The organism is Goodfellowiella coeruleoviolacea (genome assembly GCF_024171785.1).
GTDB classification, from domain to species: Bacteria; Actinomycetota; Actinomycetes; order Mycobacteriales; family Pseudonocardiaceae; genus Goodfellowiella; species Goodfellowiella coeruleoviolacea.
On the sequence record NZ_JAMTCK010000018.1, the window covers coordinates 55653 to 77315 of the forward strand.

Here is a 21663-nt window from a genome sequence, read left to right on the forward strand (position 1 = left end):
TGTCAACGGGAAAACCGCGCACGAGGAATTCGGCCGCCCCGGTCACCGACCAGCAGGCCCCTCGGGGCTCACCGCTGCTCGCCCTGCCCGACGAGCTGGTGCTCACCGGTGGGCGGCTCGGCCGTGGTGTCGTCGGTGTCCTCGGTGGGCGCCGGGGTGACCGGCCGGGTCAGCAGGTACCAGCGGTCGACGAACGCGGCGAGCACCAGCAGGGCCAGCCCGACCAGCACGTAGCTGTCCCCGATCAGGTGCTGCCACCAGGCCCAGCCCAGTTCCCGGTCGTTCTCCCTGGGCAGCAGCCAGTGCGGGCCGACCACGAACACCAGCACCACCAGGGCGCCCGCGCCCCTGGCCAGCCAGCGGCCGCGCCAGAGCACCAGGGTCAGCGGCACGAGCGCGGGGACGATCCACACCCAGTGGTGCGACCACGACACCGGTGAGACGAGCAGCCCGGCGACGGCGACCGCGAGCAGCGCGGTCACCTCGTCGCCGCCACGGCGGGCGCGGGCCGCGCCCAGCCAGGCGAGGGCCACCACGACCAGTGAGAGCAGCATCCAGGTGATCGTCTCGGCGCCCTCGGCCAGGCCGAACCGGTGCAGCACTCCCCGCAGTGACTGGTTGGTGGCGTAGGCCAACCCACCGACGCGGCCCGGGTCGAGCAGCGCGCCGAACCAGTACTGCGCGGTGTCCTCGGGTGCCAGCACCCAGCCGAGCAGGCCGAAGGCGGCAAAGGCGGCGAGGGCCACCGCCATCGGCCGCCACTGCCGCCTGGCCAGGAAGAACAGCACGAAGATCACCGGGGTCAGCTTGATCGCGGCGGCGAACCCGATCAGCAGACCGCGCGGCCACCTGGTCCTCGACACCAGGCAGTCGGCCGCGACCAGGCCCATCAGGATCAGGTTGATCTGGCCGAAGCTCAGCGTCTGCCGGACCGGCTCGACGGCCAGCGCGGCCACGGCCACGGCCAGACCGACCAGCACGGCCAGCTCGCGTCGCCGGTGCGTGCGGCGGGCGACCGCCAGCGCGGTCAGACTCAGGCCGGCCAGGCCGAGCAGGGTGAACACCACGATGGCGGCCGGCCACGGCAGCAGGGCGAACAGGCTGAACAGCACCGCGGCGATCGGCGGGTAGGTGAACGGCAGCGCCGGGCCGGACAGCGGGGCCGGGAATCCCTCGGCGTACAGCCGCACGTCGGACAGCCAGGCCTGTCCTCCGGTCCGGTACACCTGGAGGTCGATGAGCGCGTGCAGGCCGCTCAGCAGCACGGCGACCGCGGTGGCCACCATCGCCAGCAGCCACAGCACCAGCGCCAGGCGCCCCCACCGGGCCGACGCCGCAGCGGTGCCGCACGTTGATCCGTCCGGCCTTGCCTTGCCCCTGGAGATCCCGATCACCCCCGAACGATGCGGCGCGCCCGAGGTGGCGGCGCCCGCTGGATGTTAGCGAGCGGGCCCCTCGGGGGTGGCGACCGGTCGCGGGGGCTGGTGGACGCGCCGCCATCCGAGCGAAGTGCGGGAACCGATACCAGCCCAACGGGCGATGTTGTGCGCCCTGTTTGCGGATATACGTTTACTGAGCGTTCTGATCCGTGCGCTCTCAGTCGAAAATCACGGTGAATTGACCCACATCGGCGCACAAAGGCGCACGCGCGGGATACTCTGTGCGCATGAGCCCTGCGTTGGAAACGGTGTTGGCCAAAGCTGGCCTCAACGTCACCGCCACCGAGTTTCTGTCCTACGTCGAGGATGCGACCCGCAAGCTGGCTCCGCCGCATCCCGATCCGGCCACGTACTTCTCCGTGGACCAGCGCGAGGCGCTGCTCGACGTCGGGCTCGACCTGAGTTCGCGCTACTCGCGGGAGGCCGACCCGAGGGCACGCGCCGTGGCCGCGCACGCCGTGCTGCGCGACTCCGCGCTCACCGTGGCCGAGGCCGCCCAGCGGCTGGGCGTGGACACCAGCAGGATCCGGCACCGCATCGCGGCCGGCCGGCTGGTCGGCTGGAAGGACAAGGGCGGCTGGCGGCTGCCCGCGTGGCAGTTCGCCGAGCACAGCGCGCTGCCCGGACTGGACGTGGTGCTGGAGGCCGTTCCCTCGGACCAACCGCCGCTGGTCGTGGCCGCGTTCATGACCACGCCGCAGGAGGACCTGCTGGTCGGCGACCGGCCCACCACGCCACGGGACTGGCTGCTGGCCGGCGGTGATCCACAACGCGTCGCCGAGCTGGCCACTATGCTGGGCACCCCCGCCTGAGCTCGCCGGCTCCCAGGCACGAGACGACTGGCCCCGTATGACACGGCTTCCCCAGCCGCCGGCTCCCGCTGTCCTGCAGGCGCAGTTGCGCCGCGCCGAGGACGTGGTCGCCGTGCACCGCGCAACGCGACTGGTCCGGATCTTCAGCGCGGGCGGCACGCACCCGCAGCGCTGGAACTCCTTCCGGTACGTGGGTCCACTGCCCCACGCCCGGTTCGACCCGCATCCGCCCGGCCCGAACAACCTGCCCGTGGAGAACCGCGACCACGGCGTGCTGTACTTCGGCCTGTCCGTGCGCACCAGCATCGCCGAGGTCTTCCAGGCCACCTCCACGGTGGACCGGACAACCCGACTGCCCCACCTGGTCGTGCTGCGGCCCCGCCGCACCCTGCGCCTGCTCGACCTGGCCGGCCTGTGGCCGACCAGGGTGGGCGCCTCGCAGGAGATCAGCACCGGGCCCAAGCACCTGACCCAGCCGTGGGCCCGGGCGATCCGCGCGGCGTACCCGGAGCTGGACGGGCTGTGGTACCGCTCGTCCATGGACTCCGGCGACCCGGCCGTCTGCCTGTGGGACCCGCCGGGCGCCAGCGGCCTTCCGGCCGCGCCCGACGTGCTGCTGCCCCTTGACCACCCCGGACTCGACCTGCCGCTCGCGCGGGTCTGTGAGGAGCTGAACTACACGCTGCTCGGGTGAGCCAGCGGCCAGCCCGGGCCGAAGCACCGCCGGTTGCGCCCACGCGCGGCCGGCAGGAAGCGGCCGTACCTGGTCTCGACCAACTCCTGCGTGCCGAGCCGGTGGTGTTTGCCGGCGCCGTCGGCTCGCCAGCCGTGCGCCGCGTAGAACGCCCTGGACGGCTCGTTGGTCTCGAAGACCCACAGCACCGCGTAGCGGAACCCCTGGTCGGCCAGGTGCGCGAGGCCCGCCTCGTGCACCAGCCGGCCGGCGCCGGTGCCCAGGTGGTCCGGGTTGGCGTAGAGCGCGATCAGCTCACCGGTGGGCAGGTCGCGGTGCCGGTCGTCGTCCGCGCGCACCGCGCCCACCCCGCAGTAGGCGCCGATCGCGCCCTGATCGTCCACCGCGACCAGGACCGCGCTGGGATCGGGCGCGCTCAGCCACCGGCGCCAGCCGGCCAGCCGTTCCTGCGGCAACATCCGGTCGAGGGTCTCGTCGGCGATGATCCCCCGGTAGGCCCGCTGCCAGGCCGCCACGTTGATCCTGGCGATCTCCTCGGCGTCCGCCGGCTCTGCCCTGCGCACCGTCCACTGCTGCATGCCTCGCAGAATCGCTCACCGCGGCCCAGCCCGTCACCAGCTTTTTCTCCGGCGGCGGTCACGCGCTGGCCGCCGCCGGAGCCGCGGTGAGCGCCCGGTTCACACCGGCAGGTGCCGGTTCCACCAGTCGAGCACCGCGACGAACCGCTGCTGGCGGTGGCGGGGCTGGCCGGAGCGGGTCAGCTCGTGGCCCTCACCGGGGAACAGCAGCATCTCGGTGTCCACGCCGTTCTGGCGCAGCGCCACGAACATCCGCTGCGCCTGCTCCAGCGGGCAGCGCCAGTCCTGCTCGGAGTGGACCACGGCGAACGGGATGCGAATGCGGTTCGCGTGGGTGAGCGGGCTCTTCTCCAGCTGGGTGGCCAGGTCGGCGCCCACGTAGGCCTGGGTGAAGAACCAGCCGATGTCCGAGGAGCCGGTGAACGAGTCCCACGCGTTGACCGCGCGCTCGCTCCACGCGGCCTGGAACCGCTCGCCGTGGTGGGCGGCCAGCCAGCCGGTCATGAACCCGCCGTAGGAGCCACCCATCACACCGACCCGCGTGGCGTCGCACTCGGGTTCGGCCAGCGCGAGGTCGAGCACGGACAGCACGTCGTCCACGTCCACCGTGCCGAAGGCACCCACCACGGCCTGGCCGTGCTCCTGGCCGTAGCCGGCGGAGCCACGCGGGTTGGGCAGCACCACCGCGTAACCGGCCGAGGCGTAGACCTGCGCCTCGTCGTAGAAGCCCCAACCGTGGTACATGAACGGGCCGCCGTGCACGGCGAGCAGGACCGGGTGCGGGCCCTCCCCTTCGGGCAGCACCAGCCAGCCGTGCACCGGGTAGCCGTCGGAGGCCGTGCCGGTCAGTTCCCGCACCGGCCGCAGGCCGGTCTCCCGCACACCGGCGGCGAAGTCGGTGAGGGTGCGCGTCTGGCCGTCCACCAGCAGCACCACCTCACCCGGGCTGTCCGGTGTGGACACCACGGCGGCGATCCGCCCGCCGTCGGCGCTGAACGACTTCACCGAGGCGTGCTCGCCAGCCAGTAAGGCCAGCTCGGCCAGGGGTGCGGCGGCCGCGTCCCTGGGCACCGCGCGCAGCTGGATCGCGCCCCGGTCGCGCACCGCGACCAGCACGCCGTCGGCGGTGAGCACGGGTGGCCCGGACAGCCGCTCGCAGTCGACGGTCTGCTCGTCGGTCAGCCGGCGGCCCTCGGCTGGCGCACCGGTCAGCTGGAGCGGGGCCGCCCACAGCCCGGTGTTGCGGGCCACCGAGTCGATGCCGGTGAAGGCGGTGCCGAAGTAGTAGACGGTGTTGTCGGCGTCCACCACCGGCAGGCTGGCGCTGCCCGCGCTGCGCACGACGAGCACCAGCTCGCCGCCGTCCGCCGGCACCGCGTACAGGTCGCTGCTGGTGGTCTCCTGCTCGGCGAGGTCGCGGTCGGCGACCACGACCAGGTGGCCGCCGTCGGGCGTCCACGCCGGCTCGACCACGTCGAACCGGCCGTCGGTGAGCTGGCGGGGCTCGGCGTCCTCGGCCAGCGCGTCCACCACGAACAGGCACTGGCGCCGGTCCAGGACGAACCCGACGTTGTCGGCGCGGTAGTCGAACCGGGTGATGCGGCGCGGGGCCTCGGCCTCGGGCCCCGGGGCGGTGGCGCCCTCGGCGGCCGGCGTGCCGTAGCGGCCGGACTCGGGCAGCCGGGCGGTGAACGCGATCCGCCGGGAGTCGGGTGCCCACACGGGCGCGCCCGCGCCCAGTGGCAGGTCGGTGATCCGCCTGGCCTCACCGCCGCCGACCGGGATCACGTGCAGCTGCGGCTTGGCGGCCCGCCCGGTGTTCCCGGTGGTGCGCAGGAAGGCCAGCCAGGCACCGTCCGGCGAGACGCGCGGGGCGAAGTCGTGTTCGCCCTGGGTCCAGGCCACGGGTTCGCCGCCGTCCAGCGGAACCCGGTGCAGGGTGCCGCGGTAGGCGTTGGCCTCGGGGTCCGGGCTGGCCACGTCCACCAGGAGCAGCTGTCCGATCAGGCAGGGGGTGCCGGGCACCCGCAGTGTTGCCACGTCGTCTGGTCTCACGGCCGCACTCTAACCGAAAACGTTAGCAAGCCTTACGAACTGGTTGGCTGAGCGCCGCCACCCCGCCCCGGCGGCCACCGGTGCCCGTCGCCCCCGGTGGACAGCCCCGGAAATGCCCGGGGCCGGCGTCGGGAGCGACAAGCTCACCCAACGCCGGCCCGCGCACCTCGCGGCCGGGGTCACCCCACCCGGTCGGCGACCTCCGTCCGCGCGTCGCGCCGGACCTTGAGCAGGCTGGCCACCGTGGTCACGGCCAGCACCACGACGATCACCGACAACGACAGGCCGATGCTGATCGTGGGCACGTGCAGGCCCTGGCCGCCGTTGATGAACGGCAGCGAGTTCGAGTGCAGTGCCTCCAGGATCAGCTTGACGCCGATGAAGCCCAGGATCACCGACAGGCCGATCGCCAGGTACACGAGCTTGCTCAGCAGGCCGCCGATGAGGAAGTAGAGCTGCCGCAGCCCCATCAGCGCGAAGGCGTTGGCGGTGAACACCAGGAACGGGTGCTTGGTGAGGCCGAAGATCGCGGGAATGGAGTCGACGGCGAACATCAGGTCGGCCGTGCCGATGGCGATCATCACGATGAACATCGGCGTGACCATGCGCCTGCCGTTGATCTTCACGAACGACTTGGCGTCGTGGTACTCGTCGGTGACCGGCACGATCCGGCGCACCAGGCGCAGCGCCGCGTTCTCCTTGTTGAACCCCTCGTCGTCCTCGTCGTGGCCGTAGGAGCGGGCCTGCTTGTAGGCGGTGTAGATCAGGAACGCGCCGAACAGGTAGAAGACCCAGCTGAACTGCGAGATCACCGCCGCACCCAGGGCGATGAACAGGCCGCGCATGATCAGGGCGAGCAGGATGCCGATCAGCAGCACCTTGTGCTGGTGGATCGCGGGCACCGCGAAACTGCTCATGATGAGCACGAAGATGAACAGGTTGTCGACGCTGAGCGAGTACTCGGTGATGTAGCCGGCGAAGAACTCACCGGCGTGCGCTCCGCCGCTGAAGTACCAGATACCGAGACCGAAGGCCACCGCACAGGCGACGTAGAAGACCACCCACTTGGCCGCCTCGCCGATGGTCACCTCGTGTGGCTTGCGGTCCACGATCACCAGATCGATGGCCAGCAACGCGAGCAACCCGACAAAAGTGGCAATCCACACCCACACGGGTACGTTCATGCAAAAAACCTCCGGTTCACGGCACACGCCAATGACCGGAGGTCTCTTCCGCCAGCCCACCGGGCTGGCCGACGGCACCGGGTGCCCGTGGGCTCCGTGTTGACGACACCGCCGCGAAGGAGTACTCCCCTCCCGCTCGGCAGATATTCTCCCCGATGTCTGACCGGCGACGCCAGCCAGGGTGAGCAGACCCACCAACGCCCGTTCGGGAACGTGCGCCGACGTGTCGCGGCGCGCTCGACGGCACGCCACCCCGCGACGACACCTCCGGCCTGCCGTCGGTCGCCCGATACGCGGCTTTCAAGTCACGTCGCATACGGTTCGCACGTGCCCCGCCTCTCGCGTCCCAGAAGCAGGCGGCCACTACTCGCCGTAGCCGTGGTGCTGGCGGTGGTGGCCGGTGCGGTCGTGTGGTCGTCGTCCGGCTCCGCCGCTCCCCCGGTGACCACGCGCGACGCCACCGTCGACGTCCTGGACGGCCCAGCCCGCGACCAGCGGGTGCAGCTGAGCACCCGGCTCTACCTCCCCGAGAACACCCCGGCCCCGGCGGTGCTGCTGGCCCACGGCTTCGGCGGCAGCAGGGACACCGTGGCCGAGCAGGCCAGGGAACTCGCACAGCGGGGCTTCGTGGTGCTCACCTACTCCGCGCGCGGCTTCGGCCTGAGCACCGGCAAGATCGCGTTGAACGCGCCGGACTACGAGGTCTACGACGCCCAGAAGCTGCTGGACTACCTGGCCAGGCAACCCGAGGTGATCACCGACGGGCCGGACGACCCCCGGGTGGGCGTCACCGGTGCGTCCTACGGCGGGGCGCTCGCCCTGATGCTGGCCGGCACCGACAAGCGGGTGGACGCGATCGCCCCGGTGATCACCTACAACGACCTGTCCCAGGCGCTGCTGCCCAACGCGGCCACCACCGGGCAGACCGCGCGCACCCCGGCCGCGGGCGCGTTCAGCGGTGACGGCGTGTTCAAGCGGTCCTGGGCCGGCCTGCTGTTCTCGGCCGGTGCCGGCCCGCGGGGCGCCGGCGCACCCGGGGGCGGCGCGGCCAACCCCGGCGCCACCCAACAGCCCACCCAGCCGCCCACCGACCAGCCCAGCGACCAGCCCACCCAGCCGCCCAGCGAGCAGCCCACCGGTGCCAGCGGGGACCAGGGCGGCCAGCCGCCAGCCGGTGACGCCACCGGCGGCCCGGTCTCCTGCGGCAACTTCACCGACGAGATCTGCCGGGCCTACGTCGAGGTGGCCACCACGGGCCGGGCCAGCCAGCAGACCATGGACCTGCTGCACAGCGTGTCCCCGGTGTCGGTGGCCGAGCACATCACCGCGCCCACCCTGCTCGTGCAGGGCGAGCAGGACACCCTGTTCGGCCTGGACCAGGCCGATGCCACCGCCAGGCAGATCAGCCAGGCCGGCGGCACGGTGAAGGTGATCTGGTATCCCGGCGGCCACGACGCGGACAGCCCCGGACCGGACCTGCGCGCCACCATCGGCGACTGGCTGGCCACCCACCTCGGGCTGCCCAGGACCAGCACCCTGGACACCGCCGCGGTCACCACCGCCGGCTTCGAGTACTCCATCCAGGGACCGCTGCGCACCCAGCGCGCACCCACGGTGCGCACGGTCGCGGCCCCGACCTACCCCGGTCTGGGCACCGAGTCGCCGGGCACCCAGCGCCAGTCCCTGGCACTGGCCGGCAACCCGCAACCGGTGCTCCGCCCACCCGGCGGCAGCCCCACGTCGATCAGCGCGATCCCCGGCCTCGGCACGCAGACCGCCACCTCGTCCCAGCTCGCCAACCGGCTCGCCCTGGACATGCCCGGGCAGACCGCGCAGTTCACCACCGAACCGGTGACCGAGCAGATCCTGGTGGCCGGCGCGCCGACCGTGCGGCTGCGGATCAGCTCCCCCGCCGGCCAGCAGGGCGCCGACGAGGCCGTGCTGTTCGCCAAGCTCTACGACGTGGCCGCGGACGGCTCGCGCACCCTGCCCGGCTCGGCCGTGGCCCCGCTGCGGGTCACCGGACTGCCGGCCGACGGCAGCCCGGTCGAGGTGACGGTCACGCTGCCGGGCATCGTCCGCCCCGTGGCAGCCGGCCACCGGCTGCAACTGGTGGTGACCACGACCGACCTGGCCTACGCCACCCCGGTGCAGCCGGCCACCCACGTGGTGGCACTGGCCGGTGACCAGGGCCTGGCCCTGCCGGTGGTGCCCGGACGCACCGTCACCGCGGACAGCCTGCCCACCGGCGCGCTGTGGGGCATCGGCGTGGTGCTCGCGGTCTGCCTGGTGCTCGGCCTGGTCAGCCTGGTCCGCCGCCGCCACCCCGAGGACGTGGCCGAGGACCTGACCGGGGTGCCGCTGGTCATCGACGGCCTCACCAAGTCCTACCCGGGTGGCCTGACCGCCGTGCGGGACCTGTCCTTCCGGGTGGAGCGCGGCCAGGTGCTCGGCCTGCTCGGCCCGAACGGGGCCGGCAAGACCACCACGCTGCGGATGCTGATGGGCCTGGTCCGGCCGACCGAGGGCAGCATCCGCGTGTTCGGCCACCAGGTGAGCCCCGGCGCGCCCGTGCTGTCCCGGATCGGCTCGTTCGTCGAGGGCGCCGGTTTCCTGCCGCACCTGTCCGGCGCGGCCAACCTGCGGCTGTACTGGGCCGCCACCGGCCGGCCCGAGGAACAGGCCCACTTCGACGAGGCGCTGGAGATCGCCGGCCTGGGCAGCGCGGTCTACCGCAAGGTCCGCACCTACAGCCAGGGCATGCGGCAGCGGCTGGCCATCGCCCAGGCCATGCTGGGCCTGCCCGACCTGCTCGTGCTCGACGAACCGGCCAACGGGCTGGACCCGCCGCAGATCCACCAGATGCGCGCGGTGCTGCGCCGCTACGCGGCGACCGGGCGCACCGTGCTGGTGTCCAGCCACCTGCTCGCCGAGGTCGAGCAGACCTGCAGCCACGTGGTGGTGATGCACCGGGGCCAGCTGGTCGCGGCCGGACCGGTCGGCGAGATCGTGGCCGACGGCGGCGAGGTCAGCTTCCGGGTGGACGACGCCGAGACCGCCGCGCGGGTGCTCCGGGAGCTGCCCGGCGTCACCAAGGTGACCGTGGCCGGCCCCGACCAGGTGCACGCCGAACTGGACGCGGTACCGCGCGCGACCGCCGTGGCCAGCCTGGTCCGGGCGGACGTGGCGGTCGAGCAGGTGAGCCCGAGGCGGCGCCTGGAAGACGTGTTCCTGGAACTGGTGGGTGAGGGGGCGGCGCGGTGAACGCACGCGAGCACGGGCCGGCGGAACGCGGCCGCAGGCGGGAGGCCGCCACCGGGGCCGGCGGCACGGGCGGCGGCCACGACGTGCACACCGATCCGGCGGCGGTGGCCGAGTTCACCGAACTGGCCGAACACGAGCACCTCGGGGTCTCCCCGGTCGGCGCCGCCGCCGGCTACCGGGCCGGGCGGACCCTGCCGCTGCGCGTCGAACTGGCCCGCCAACTGGGCCGGCGGCGCACCCAGCTCCTGCTGGGGTTCCTGGTGCTGCTGCCGTTCCTGCTGGTGCTGGCGTTCGAGCTGGGCAGCGACAGCGCCAGCCAGCGCTCCGGCGGCTTCGTGGACCTGGCCACCAGCAGCGCGCCCAACTTCGTGGTGTTCGTGCTGTTCGTGTCCGGCAACTTCCTGCTGCCGATGATCGTGGCGCTGTTCTTCGGCGACACCGTGGCCAGCGAGGCGTCCTGGTCCAGCCTGAAGTACCTGCTGGCGATACCCGTGCCCCGGCTGCGCCTGCTCAGGCAGAAGGCGCTGGCCTCGGCGCTGCTCTCGCTGTTCGCCCTGGTCCTGCTGCCCGCGGTGGCCCTGGTCGTCGGGCTGGTCTGGTACGGCACCGGCCAGCTGGTCAGCCCGAGCGGCGAGGCCCTGCCGTTCGGCGACGGCCTGGTCGCGGTCCTGCTCGCGGTCGGCTACCTGGCCGTGCACCTGTGCTGGGTGGCCGGGGTCGCGCTGTTCCTGTCCGTGCTCACCGACGCGCCGCTCGGCGCGGTCGGCGGCGCGGTGCTGATCTCGATCCTGTCGCAGATCCTGGACCAGATCACCGCCCTGGAGGACCTGCGCGACTACCTGCCGACGCACTACGCGTTCGCCTGGTCGGACCTGCTGTCCAGCGAGGCCGACTGGGGCGACATGACCAGGGGCGCGTTCTCGGCGCTGGCCTTCGCCCTGGTGTTCACCCTGCTCGCCGCGCGCCGGTTCACCACCAAGGACATCACCAGCTGAACTTTGGACCAGCTGAACACCGGCCCCAGCGGCCCGCCCACCGTCGCACCACGTCGACCGAACCACCCCGAGGACCAGCACCGTGCCGTACGCGACCGCCCCGGACCAGACCCGCATCGCCTACCAGGTCGCGGGCGATGGCAGCCCGCTCGTCCTGCTCGCCGGGCAGGCCAACAACCACCACTGGTGGGACCCCGTCCGGGCGGACTTCCACGCCACGCACCGCACCATCACCCTGGACTGGCGGGGCACCGGCGAGAGCGACAGCCCGGACCGGCCCTACAGCACCGAGGGCTTCGCCGACGACGTCATCGCGGTGCTCGACGAGCTGGGCATCGAGCGGACCGACCTGTACGGCACCTCGATGGGCGGCCGGGTGGCCCAGTGGGTCGCGGCCCGCTATCCGCAGCGGGTGCGCGCCCTGGTGCTCGGCTGCACCTCACCGGGCGGGCCGCACAGCGTCGAGCGGGACAACGGCATCCGCAAGGCCCTGGCCCAGCCCGATCCGGCCGAGGCACGGCGGGTGCTGCTCGACCTGATGTACACGCCTGACTGGCTGGCCACCCACCCCGGCCCGCACCACACGCTCGGCGACCCGACCATGACCGGCCACGCCCGCCGCCACCACCTGACCGCCAGCAACCGGCACAACGCCTGGGACGTGCTGCCCACCATCACCGCGCCCACCCTGGTGGTGCACGGCACGGACGACGTGTTCAACCCGGTGGCCAACGCGCCCCTGATCGCCGGGCGCATCCCCGGCGCCCGGCTGCACCTGATCCCCGGTGCGCGGCACGCCTACTTCGAGGAGTTCCGCGCCACGGCGAGCCCACTCGTGCTGGACTTCCTCAACCAGGCAGCCGCCCACTGACCCGGGACAGCCAGGACCGGCGACCGGTGCCGGCTGGCTGGCACGACACCAGCCACCCGGCACCCGGCACCCGGCTGAACCTCAGCGCACCCCGGCCGCGTCCATGCCGCGCAGTTCCTTCTTCAGGTCCGCGATCTCGTCGCGCAGCCGCGCGGCGAGTTCGAACTGCAGGTCCCGCGCGGCGTTCATCATCTGGTCGGTCAGCTGCTGGACCAGGTCGGCCAGTTCCGCGCGCGGCATGGCCTTCACGTTCCGTTCGGCCAGCACCCCCGAGCTGCCCCGGCCACCGCCCGGCTCACCAGCCGGCTTCTTGCCGCGCGAGGCGTTGCGGCCGGAACCGCCGACCGGCACCTCCTGGTCGGAGTCCTCGGCCTCGGCGTAGACCTTGTCGAGGATGTCGGTGATGCGCTTGCGCAGCGGCTGCGGGTCCAGTCCGCGCTCGGTGTTGTAGGCGATCTGCTTGGCGCGCCGCCGGTTGGTCTCGTCGATGGCCCGCTGCATCGAGTCGGTGACCCGGTCGGCGTACATGTGCACCTGGCCGGACACGTTGCGCGCGGCCCGCCCGATCGTCTGGATCAGGCTCGTCTCCGAGCGGAGGAACCCCTCCTTGTCCGCGTCCAGGATGGCCACCAGGGACACCTCGGGCAGGTCGAGGCCCTCCCGCAGCAGGTTGATGCCGATCAGCACGTCGTACTCGCCGAGCCGCAGCTGGCGCAGCAGCTCCACCCGCCGCAGGGTGTCCACCTCCGAGTGCAGGTAGCGCACGCGGATGCCCAGTTCCAGCAGGTAGTCGGTGAGGTCCTCGGCCATCTTCTTGGTCAGCGTGGTGACCAGCACCCGCTCGTCCTTCTCGGCGCGCACGCGGATCTCGTGCACCAGGTCGTCGATCTGGCCCTTGGTCGACTTGACGATCACCTCGGGGTCGACCAGGCCGGTGGGTCGGATCACCTGCTCGACGAACTCACCGCCGGTCTGCCCCATCTCGTACGGCCCGGGGGTGGCCGACAGGTACACCGTCTGGCCGATCCGGTCGGAGAACTCCTCCCAGGTCAGCGGCCGGTTGTCCAGTGCGCTCGGCAGCCGGAAACCGTGCTCGACCAGGGTGCGCTTGCGCGAGGCGTCGCCCTCGTACATGCCGCCGATCTGCGGCACTGTCACGTGGGACTCGTCGATGACCAGCAGGAAGTCCTCGGGGAAGTAGTCGAGCAGGGTGGCCGGGGCCGAACCGGCCGGCCGGCCGTCGACGTGCCGCGAGTAGTTCTCGATGCCGGAGCAGAACCCGACCTGGCGCATCATCTCGATGTCGTAGGTGGTGCGCATCCGCAGCCGCTGGGCCTCCAGCAGCTTGCCCTGGCGTTCCAGCGCGGTCAGCCGCTCCGCCAGCTCGGCCTCGATGGCCGCGATCGCCCGCTCCATCCGCTCCGGGCCGGCCACGTAGTGGGTAGCCGGGAAGATGCGCAGCTCGTCGACCTCGCGCACCACCTCACCGGTGAGCGGGTGCAGGTAGTAGAGCCGGTCCACCTCGTCGCCGAAGAACTCCACCCGCACCGCCAGCTCCTCGTAGGCGGGGATGATCTCGACGGTGTCGCCGCGCACCCGGAAGGTGCCCCGGTTGAACGCCAGGTCGTTGCGGGCGTACTGGACGTCAACCAGGGCGCGCAGCAGCACGTCCCGCTCGATCTCGGTGCCGGTCTTCAGCTGGATCGACCGGTCCAGGTACTCCTGCGGGGTGCCCAGGCCGTAGATGCACGAGACCGAGGCGACCACGATGACGTCACGCCTGGTCAGCAGGCTCATCGTGGCCGAGTGCCGCAACCGCTCGACGTCCTCGTTGATGGAGGAGTCCTTTTCGATGTAGGTGTCGGTCTGCGGGACGTAGGCCTCGGGCTGGTAGTAGTCGTAGTAGCTGACGAAGTACTCGACCGCGTTGTCCGTGAAGAACCCGCGCAGCTCGTTGGCCAGCTGCGCGGCCAGCGTCTTGTTCGGCGCCATCACCAGGGTGGGCCGCTGCACCCGCTCGATCAGCCAGGCTGTGGTCGCCGACTTGCCGGTGCCGGTGGCGCCGAGCAGCACCACGTCCTTCTCGCCGGCCTTGAGCCGACGTTCCAGCTCGTCGATGGCCTGCGGCTGGTCTCCTGCCGGCTGGTAGTCGCTGACCACACGGAACCGACCCTCGGTGCGCGGGATGTCGCTGACCGGGCGGAACTGGGAATCTGCGATCACGGGTGCCTGTGCCACGCCTACGACTGTATGCCCGCCCCCTGACAGAGTTCAGTCCGGCGCGGTCCGGCGCACAGTCCCGCTGTCACAGGTGTCCCACCAGTCGCACCACCCCCAGCCGCGACGCCCACGCGCCAGCCGGCCGGCACCGCCGCCCGGGCCTGCCGCGCGGGGTTGGGGGACGGGGGCGCTGCGGGCAGGATGGGCGCCATGACCAGCGTGCACCCTCCGCGACAGCCCGCGCCCCGTGCCGCCGACCCGCACCCCGTCCACCCGCCCAAGGTGGAGCTGTTCGACCTGACCGCCGGCACCAACACCGACCCCAAGGGCTTCGTCCGCCCGGTCGAGGAGTACCGGGTGGAGCCGGGCGGGCTGTACATGTTCCGGCCACTGGTGGGGCATCCCGAACTCGACCACTTCGAGTCGTGGCTGGTGCCCGGACACGGGTTGCGGGTCACCAGGCAGTGGTGGCGCCCCGGACACGAACGCGACTACGACTTCTACGTCGACATCGTGGAGATCAGCGCGGACGACGCGGTCTGGCGCACCCTGGACCTCTACCTGGACCTGCTGGTGCGCACCGGCAGCGGGGTCGAGGTGGTGGACACCGACGAGCTGGCCGATGCGCTGGCCGCCGGCCTGGTCAGCACCGAGCAGGCCCGCTGGGCGATGGACACCTGCTTCCGCGCGGTCGCCGGCATCGCCGGCCACGGCAACGACGTGCTCGCCTGGCTGGCCGGCCAGGGGGTGTCCACCAGGTGGCGGACGGGGTGAGGGCGCGATCCGCTACCCGCGCTGGGCCGGTCGGGTCAACCGCCGTCCGCATGGTCATATGCGGTTTTCACTGAATCGCAATCCCAGCGGCGACGAGCCGTGACATAACAAATCAGCTGGCACCGTCACTACCCGCACACCCCCGGCTACCCTCAGGTCGCGTGGGAGCCGTCATCACTCCGCAGCTGGTGGATGTCGTCGACACGTTCACCGCGATGCGCAGCTACTCGTCCGGGTCGACGCGACACCTCGCCACCTGCCGCGTCGAGCTGTGGGGGCTCCGGTTGGAGTGCCCCACGCCGGAGGACCCGTTCTCCGCGTCCGAACTCACCTGGATCCTGCCCGAGCCGGGCCTGCGACTCACCTACCGCCGGCCGAGGTCGCGGCACGCCCTGGGCGGGCCCAGCACGCTGACCGCCGTGCGGGTGGAGCGGGACACCCGCTCGTGGCGCACCACCGACCTGCTGCTCGGCCTGGCCGTGCCAGGCGGCACCACCGCGCGGATCGTGCACTACGAGGAGTTCGCCGCGGCCGTGGCCGGCCGGGTGCTGCTGTCCGACGACGCCGACCGCGCGTTGCGCACGGTGCACCGCACCCTGGAGGAACTCAGCCACCTCCACCACAACCTGGCCGCGTGGCTGTCCACCAAGGGCATCTACGAGCCGTGGCCGGCGCCCTGACCGTCCGCCGGAGCGCACCCGCGGCGGACACCGCCCGCCACACCCCGCCCACCGACCCCGTTCCCACCCCGCGCGGCCGCGATCCACTCGCCGAGCCGGATCCCGCGCCAGCCGCCCGACCAGGACGCCACCCGATCAGGACACCGCGCGACCAGGACGCCGGTCAGTCGGCCGGCGCCCACCCGGTCCGCGCGGCCCACTGCTCCGCCCTGGGCAGCCACTCGTCGAACCAGGGCTTCTTGGCCTCGGTGTAGTGCGCCGTGGTGTCGTCCCCGGCGTGGACCCGCGCCAACTCGGTCTTCAACCGCTGGTAGTCGGCTCGCGCCCGCGGTTCGGCGCGCAGCCAGTCGCGGAACAGCAGTGCCGAGCGCCACCCGGGACTGCCCTGCACCCGCACGTGCAGGTTCACCCGCCGGCCGGGGTCGGCACCGCAGTGCAGCCGCTTGCGCCAGTGCTCCGGGTCCGGGTCGATGGCCTGCGGGTCGTCCCGGTCCAGCTCCGGCACCAGCGGAAAGCCCGCCTCGGCCAGCGGCTCGGCCAGCGCGTCCGCCTCGGCCAGGCTGGCCACGGTCAGCTGCAGGTCGATCACGTCCTTGGCGGCCAGCCCCGGCACGGACGTGGAGCCCACGTGGTCGACGCGCAGTCCCGAGGGCCCGGCCGCGGCGCGCACCCGGGCGGCCAGCCGCCGCGCCTGCTCGGGCCAGGTGGGGTCGGCGGTCACCACCCGCGGCGGTGTCGGCGTGTACCGGCGCAGCCGGACGTTGGCCTCGTAGGGCACCAGCCGGTCCACCCACAGCGCGTCCACCTCGGCGAGCACCTGGTCGATCGAGCCGCTGTTGTCCAGCCACACGTCCGCCACGGCCCGCCGTCGCGCGTCGTCGGCCTGGGCGGCGATCCGCGCCCTGGCGTCCTGCTCGGTGCTGCCGCGCAGCGCGGTCAGCCGGCTGACCCGCAGTTCGGTGTCGGCGTGCACGACCACGACCAGGTGGTAGGCGGGCGCCAGGTCGTTCTCCACCAGCAGCGGCACATCGTGCACGACGATCGCGTCCGGTGGCGCGGCGGCGATCAGCTCCTGGGCCCGCGCGCCGACCCTGGGGTGCACGATCGCGTTGAGCGTTGCCCTGGCCGCGTCGTCGGCGAACACCCGGGCGGCCAGGGCGGGCCGGTCCAGCCCGCCGTCGGCGGTGAGCACGTCCGCGCCGAACGCGGCCACGATCTCGGCCAGCCCGTCAGTGCCCGGCTCGACCACCTCGCGAGCCAGCTGGTCGGCGTCCACCAGCACGGCACCGTGCTCGACCAGTCGCCGCGCCACCGTTGACTTGCCCGACCCGATGCCACCCGTGAGCCCCACTCGCAACATGCGGGCAGTCTGCCGCATCCGCCGCGCCACCAGGGCCGCCCGTCCGCGATCCGCGCCCCGACCACCGCGCCCCGATCACCACGGCCCGATCACCACGGCCCGGACCGGACCGGCTCAGCGCCGCTCTGCCGCCGCCCGCGGTCCCGCCGGTCGGATCCGTCCGCGCCCGGGCCGGCAGCGCCGCAGCACGGGTGTGAGCGCCGGCGGCGTGCCCGTGCGCGGGACCCGCACCGGTCACCCGGTCACCGGGCCGGCTCAGAGCTTGGGGGTGAGGGCGTGCTGGGCCAGCTTGACCAGCACGCCGGTCATCCGGTCGTCCGGTACCAGACCCTTCTTCACGGTGACCAGGTAGGAGGTCTTGCCGAGGGTGCCGATCAGGGTCTGGGTGCCGCTGGCCGAGAGCAGCATCCCGGTCTGGTTGCCCACCTTGGTCTCGGTGACCGCGGCCCCGTCGGCGCGTTCGGCGTCCAGGCTGATCTGGTACCGCTCCTGCGCGGTGGCGGCGTCGGCGTAGGTGGCCAGGCCGATGAGCACGGCCGCCTCGGTGAGCCCCTGCCCGTCCGGGATGCCGAAGTAGCAGTCCAGCTTGGCGGTGCGGCCGATCTTGGGTTCGGGGATGCCGATGATGTGCGTGGCCGACCCGGGCAGCTGCTGGCCGACCGCCTCGTCGACCGCCTCGGGGTCGGCCACGTCGGCGCAGTCGTCGCTGAGCGGACGATCGGTCATGGTCGGTGTGCGCGACAGCGATGTCGGCGCGGTGATCGTGGGAATGGGCGGGGACTCGGCAGCCACTTCCGACGCCCCACACGCCGCGAGCGCGGGCACCAGCCCGAGCGCGCCCAACAGGACCAGTGAACTTACCCGCCATCCACCCTTCACGACCACCGAACCGTAGTGGGCCGGGCCCGCCCGCGCCAGCGGAGAGCACCCCACCGCGACAGGTCAACACGACCGAGGGCCCCGCACCACGGTGGGTGCGGGGCCCTCGGTTCAGCTGCTACGGAGCCGGGTGGTCCGTGCCGCAGGTGGCTCAGGCGCCGCCGGACAGCTTCTCGCGGAGCGCCGCGAGCTGCTCGTCGCTGGCCAGCGTGCCACCGGAGGTGGTGCTGGTGCTGGCGGCGGGAGCCTCACCACCGGAGGAGTAGTTGGTCTCCCCGGCGGCCTCGGCCTCGGCCTCGGCGGCCTTGGCAACCTGCTTCATGTGCTGCTCGTAGCGGGCGTGGGCCTCGGCGTACTGCCGCTCCCACTCCTCGCGCTGCTTCTCGTACCCCTCCTGCCACTCCTGGGTCTCCGGGTCGAAGCCCTCGGGGTAGATGTAGTTGCCCTGCTCGTCGTACTCGGCCGCCATCCCGTACTGGGTCGGGTCGAAGTCCGAGTCCGGCGTGAAGCCCTCGTTGGCCTGCTTGAGGGACAGCGAGATGCGCCGCCGGTCCAGGTCGATGTCGATGACCTTGACCATGACCTCGTCGCCGACCTGGACGACCTGCTCGGGGATCTCCACGTGCCGCTCGGCCAGCTCGGAGATGTGCACCAGGCCCTCGATGCCCTCGTCGACGCGGACGAACGCGCCGAACGGAACGAGCTTGGTGACCTTGCCGGGCACGATCTGGCCGATCGCGTGGGTCCGGGCGAACTGGCGCCACGGGTCTTCCTGGGTCGCCTTGAGCGAGAGCGAGACCCGCTCGCGCTCCATGTCGACGTCGAGGACCTCGACGGTGACCTCCTGGCCGACCTCGACGACCTCGCTCGGGTGGTCGATGTGCTTCCAGGACAGCTCCGAGACGTGCACCAGACCGTCCACGCCGCCGAGGTCGACGAACGCACCGAAGTTGACGATCGAGGACACGACGCCCTTGCGGACCTGGCCCTTCTGCAGCTGGTTGAGGAACTCGCTGCGCACCTCGGACTGGGTCTGCTCCAGCCAGGCGCGGCGGGACAGGACCACGTTGTTGCGGTTCTTGTCCAGCTCGATGATCTTGGCTTCCAGCTCGCGGCCCACGTACGGCTGCAGGTCGCGGACCCTGCGCATCTCCACCAGGGAGGCGGGCAGGAAGCCCCGCAGACCGATGTCGAGGATCAGGCCACCCTTGACCACCTCGATGACGGTGCCCCTGACCGGCTCGTCCTTCTCCTTCAGGGCCTCGATGGTGCCCCAGGCCCGCTCGTACTGGGCCCGCTTCTTGGACAGGATGAGCCGACCTTCTTTGTCCTCCTTCTGGAGGACCAGGGCCTCGACCTCGTCACCGACGCTGACCACCTCGGCCGGGTCGACGTCGTGCTTGATCGACAGCTCACGCGAGGGGATGACTCCCTCGGTCTTGTAACCGATGTCGAGAAGCACCTCGTCGCGGTCGACCTTGACGATGGTGCCTTCAACAATGTCGCCGTCGTTGAAGTACTTGATGGTCTTGTCGACGGCGGCGAGGAAGTCCTCCTCCGTCCCGACGTCGTTGATAGCGACCTGCTGCTTCGGCGCGGTGCCAGCCGGGACAGTGGTGGTGTCGGTGGACATTAGGTGGGTTGCTCCGGTACGGATTGGGGTCGTTGGCCTACTCATTGTTCACGCTGCGGGTCGGTTTCGCCGCGAACTGTAGGCGCCCCTGTCGGGCGACACCACCTTCACACGGTGAGCGAGGCTCGGGATCCCGGTTGGGACCACGGGCAGCGCAAACCCACTGCGCGGCCGGTATCGTACGCGGTTACGGGACAACCGGGCAAACCCGGACCCCGGAAGGAGTAATGGTGACCCGCGAGCCCGGTTTGGATACCCCTTTCGTGACCGATGCCACTAGCCCCGACCAGCGCTCTGACCAGGCGAAACAGTCCGACGACGCAGGTGGTGACCGGCACGCGGCCGCGGAGCGGGCACTGGGCACCACAGGTGTGGTGAAACGGCCGGTCGGGCCGGGCGAGTCCCGGTCGGCCAGCCGCGCGTGGTGGGACGCGGACGCCGACGACTACCAGGCCGAGCACGGCGCGTTCCTGGGCGCGGCGGACTTCGTCTGGTGCCCGGAGGGGCTGCGCGAGGCCGAGGTGGGGCTGCTCGGCGAGGTCGCCGGCGCCAGCGTGCTGGAGGTGGGCTGCGGCGCGGCCCCGTGCGCCCGGTGGCTGTGCGCGCAGGGAGCCAGGGCGGTCGGCCTGGACCTGTCCGCCGGCATGCTCAGGCACGCCGTGGCCGACAACCGGCGGACCGGGATCGCCGTGCCGCTGGTGCAGGCCAGCGCGGACCAGCTGCCCTTTGCCGACGCCTGCTTCGACCTGGCCTGCTCCGCCTTTGGCGCGGTGCCGTTCGTGGCCGACGTGACCGCGCTGCTGCGCGAGGTGGCCCGGGTGCTGCGGCCCGGTGGGCGCTGGGTGTTCGCGGTGACCCACCCGATCCGCTGGATCTTCCCGGACGACCCTGGCCCGGACGGGCTGCGCGCCACGCTGCCCTACTTCGACCGCACGCCCTACGTCGAGGTCGACGAGCAGGGCGTGGCCACCTACGTGGAGCACCACCGGACCCTGGGCGACTACGTCCGCGCAATTCACTCAGCCGGGCTAACCCTGGTGGACCTGATCGAGCCGGAGTGGCCCGAGGGGCACACCCGGGAGTGGGGGCAGTGGAGCCCGCTGCGGGGCGCCCTGTTCCCGGGCACCGCGATCTTCAGCTGCCGCAAGAACTAGCGCCGCTCTCCCCCACGCGGGTGACCGGTCGGGCGGCGCCCCTCACCCGGTCCGGTGACCAGCCGTGCCGGCACTAGCGTGGGTGCCGGCGGGCAGGCGGAGTGACAGGAGGCACCCATGGCCGTGGGCCGGGATCTGGTGCAGGCGCAGTCGGCGCGGTTCGCGGCGCTGGATCCGCTGCTGCCGCCGGCCGCCGACCCGCCGGAGGGCCAGGTGCTCACCGCCGCGCTGCCGGACGGCCGGCGGGTGGCCGGCGTGGTGGTGCGGCAGCACTACGGCCGCACGGCCCTGGCCAGCCTGTGGTCGGCCGAGGAGACCTGGGAACTCACCCCGCTGCTCGGCGGCTCCGGCGGCACCGGGATGAGCGCGCTGCTCAGCGCGTGGCGCCAGTGGCTGGACCGGGTGGCCGACCCGGGCGGGGACTCGGCCTGCGTGGTGACCTGGCCCAGCCGGGACGCCGAGGCCACCAGGGCGCTGCTGGACCACGGTCTGGTGCCGCTGTCCGCGGTGGCGGTGCGGCGCGCCGTGCCCGGTCCGGACCTGCCCCCGCCCGCCACGGTGACGGTGCGCCGGGCCGCGCCGGCGGACCTGGACACGGTGCTGCGGTTGGCCATGGCCGAACTGGAGTACTCCGCCCTGGTCGGCCCGACCGTGGTGCGGCCGAACGCGGTCAGCCTCAAGCGCGCCGCGCTGCGGGAGCGGCTGGTCTCGGGCGGCCTGGTCTGGCTGGCCGAGCAGGACGGGATCGCGGTCGGGCTGGCCGAGTGCGCGCTGACCAGTTCCGAACCCGGCTCGTGGACCTCGGGCCGGCTGCCGCTCGGCCGGTGGGGTTATGTCAACTGCCTGTCGGTGCTGCCCGCCGCGCGCGGCACCGGCGTCGGCCAGCAGCTGATGGCGCTGGTGCACCACGAGCTGTCCCGGCTGGGGGTGGTGGGCACCTACCTGTACTACAACCCGCCCAACCCGCTGTCCTCGGTGTTCTGGCTGCGCCAGGGCTACCGTCCGCTGTGGACGGTGTGGGAGGTCCGGCCGGCCGGCGCGCTGCGCTGACCCCTTCGAGGTCCACAGTGG

General features: G+C 72.4%; 17 protein-coding genes. 9 read left to right on the forward strand and 8 right to left on the reverse strand.

Annotated elements, in window-relative coordinates:
- Positions 1 to 68: 68 nt before the first annotated feature.
- A complete protein-coding gene (locus LX83_RS31660; RefSeq protein ID WP_253778088.1) occupies positions 69 to 1394 on the reverse strand; it encodes a glycosyltransferase 87 family protein in 1326 nt (441 codons plus the stop codon).
- 272 nt (positions 1395 to 1666) lie between these two features.
- Here LX83_RS31660 and LX83_RS31665 point away from each other — a divergent pair, with 272 nt between their 5' ends.
- Both LX83_RS31665 and LX83_RS31670 read left to right on the forward strand, forming a co-directional pair.
- Entirely contained in the window at positions 1667 to 2251 is a 585-nt protein-coding gene (locus LX83_RS31665) for a helix-turn-helix domain-containing protein (protein ID WP_253778089.1), read from the forward strand.
- A gap of 37 nt (positions 2252 to 2288) precedes the next feature.
- The gene (locus tag LX83_RS31670; RefSeq protein WP_253778090.1) at positions 2289 to 2945 is read left to right on the forward strand and encodes an RES family NAD+ phosphorylase; all 657 of its coding nucleotides are present in this window, start codon (positions 2289 to 2291) and stop codon (positions 2943 to 2945) included.
- On the opposite strand, the gene LX83_RS31675 is transcribed toward LX83_RS31670, so the two are convergent.
- From LX83_RS31675 to LX83_RS31685, 3 genes are all read right to left on the reverse strand, one after another.
- On the reverse strand, positions 2927 to 3523 hold the full coding sequence (locus tag LX83_RS31675) for a GNAT family N-acetyltransferase (RefSeq protein WP_253778092.1): 597 nt from the start codon (positions 3521 to 3523) through the stop codon (positions 2927 to 2929). The genes LX83_RS31670 and LX83_RS31675 overlap by 19 nt on opposite strands.
- A 99-nt stretch (positions 3524 to 3622) precedes the next feature.
- The gene (locus tag LX83_RS31680) at positions 3623 to 5578 is read right to left on the reverse strand and encodes a S9 family peptidase (RefSeq protein WP_253778094.1); all 1956 of its coding nucleotides are present in this window, start codon (positions 5576 to 5578) and stop codon (positions 3623 to 3625) included.
- A 179-nt stretch (positions 5579 to 5757) separates the two neighbouring features.
- Positions 5758 to 6762 (reverse strand): TerC family protein, encoded by a 1005-nt coding sequence (locus LX83_RS31685; RefSeq protein ID WP_253778096.1) that lies wholly within the window; start codon positions 6760 to 6762, stop codon positions 5758 to 5760.
- Between the two features lie 327 nt (positions 6763 to 7089).
- Between LX83_RS31685 and LX83_RS31690 the strand changes: the two genes are divergently transcribed.
- The 3 genes from LX83_RS31690 (at position 7090) to LX83_RS31700 (ending at position 11892) form a co-directional block, all read left to right on the forward strand.
- A complete protein-coding gene (locus tag LX83_RS31690; RefSeq protein WP_253778098.1) occupies positions 7090 to 10026 on the forward strand; it encodes an alpha/beta fold hydrolase in 2937 nt (978 codons plus the stop codon).
- A gap of 83 nt (positions 10027 to 10109) precedes the next feature.
- Positions 10110 to 11021: an ABC transporter permease gene (locus LX83_RS31695; protein ID WP_253778314.1), complete on the forward strand. Its 912-nt coding sequence runs from the start codon at positions 10110 to 10112 to the stop codon at positions 11019 to 11021.
- Positions 11022 to 11103: 82 nt separating this feature from the next.
- Entirely contained in the window at positions 11104 to 11892 is a 789-nt protein-coding gene (locus LX83_RS31700; RefSeq protein ID WP_253778101.1) for an alpha/beta fold hydrolase, read from the forward strand.
- An 81-nt stretch (positions 11893 to 11973) separates the two neighbouring features.
- Here LX83_RS31700 and uvrB read toward each other — a convergent pair whose 3' ends face one another.
- Positions 11974 to 14130: an excinuclease ABC subunit UvrB gene (gene uvrB, locus LX83_RS31705; RefSeq protein WP_308204087.1), complete on the reverse strand. Its 2157-nt coding sequence runs from the start codon at positions 14128 to 14130 to the stop codon at positions 11974 to 11976.
- A 192-nt stretch (positions 14131 to 14322) separates the two neighbouring features.
- Here uvrB and LX83_RS31710 point away from each other — a divergent pair, with 192 nt between their 5' ends.
- Together LX83_RS31710 and LX83_RS31715 are read left to right on the forward strand one after the other, a co-directional pair.
- The gene (locus tag LX83_RS31710) at positions 14323 to 14886 is read left to right on the forward strand and encodes a DUF402 domain-containing protein (RefSeq protein ID WP_253778103.1); all 564 of its coding nucleotides are present in this window, start codon (positions 14323 to 14325) and stop codon (positions 14884 to 14886) included.
- A 161-nt stretch (positions 14887 to 15047) separates the two neighbouring features.
- Positions 15048 to 15566 carry a DUF402 domain-containing protein gene (locus LX83_RS31715; RefSeq protein WP_253778106.1) on the forward strand — a complete coding sequence of 173 codons (519 nt, stop codon included), beginning with the start codon at positions 15048 to 15050 and terminating at the stop codon, positions 15564 to 15566.
- A 163-nt stretch (positions 15567 to 15729) separates the two neighbouring features.
- Here LX83_RS31715 and coaE read toward each other — a convergent pair whose 3' ends face one another.
- From coaE to rpsA, 3 genes are all read right to left on the reverse strand, one after another.
- Positions 15730 to 16926 carry a dephospho-CoA kinase gene (gene coaE / locus LX83_RS31720; RefSeq protein WP_253778108.1) on the reverse strand — a complete coding sequence of 399 codons (1197 nt, stop codon included), beginning with the start codon at positions 16924 to 16926 and terminating at the stop codon, positions 15730 to 15732.
- A gap of 255 nt (positions 16927 to 17181) precedes the next feature.
- Positions 17182 to 17652: a hypothetical protein gene (locus tag LX83_RS31725; protein ID WP_253778110.1), complete on the reverse strand. Its 471-nt coding sequence runs from the start codon at positions 17650 to 17652 to the stop codon at positions 17182 to 17184.
- A 304-nt stretch (positions 17653 to 17956) separates the two neighbouring features.
- Entirely contained in the window at positions 17957 to 19438 is a 1482-nt protein-coding gene (rpsA, locus tag LX83_RS31730; protein ID WP_253778112.1) for a 30S ribosomal protein S1, read from the reverse strand.
- Positions 19439 to 19794: 356 nt separating this feature from the next.
- Between rpsA and LX83_RS31735 the strand changes: the two genes are divergently transcribed.
- Positions 19795 to 20592, forward strand: a complete 798-nt coding sequence (locus LX83_RS31735) for a class I SAM-dependent methyltransferase (RefSeq protein WP_253778319.1) — start codon at positions 19795 to 19797, stop codon at positions 20590 to 20592.
- A 117-nt stretch (positions 20593 to 20709) separates the two neighbouring features.
- A complete protein-coding gene (locus tag LX83_RS31740; protein ID WP_253778114.1) occupies positions 20710 to 21642 on the forward strand; it encodes a GNAT family N-acetyltransferase in 933 nt (310 codons plus the stop codon).
- Positions 21643 to 21663 lie beyond the last annotated feature (21 nt).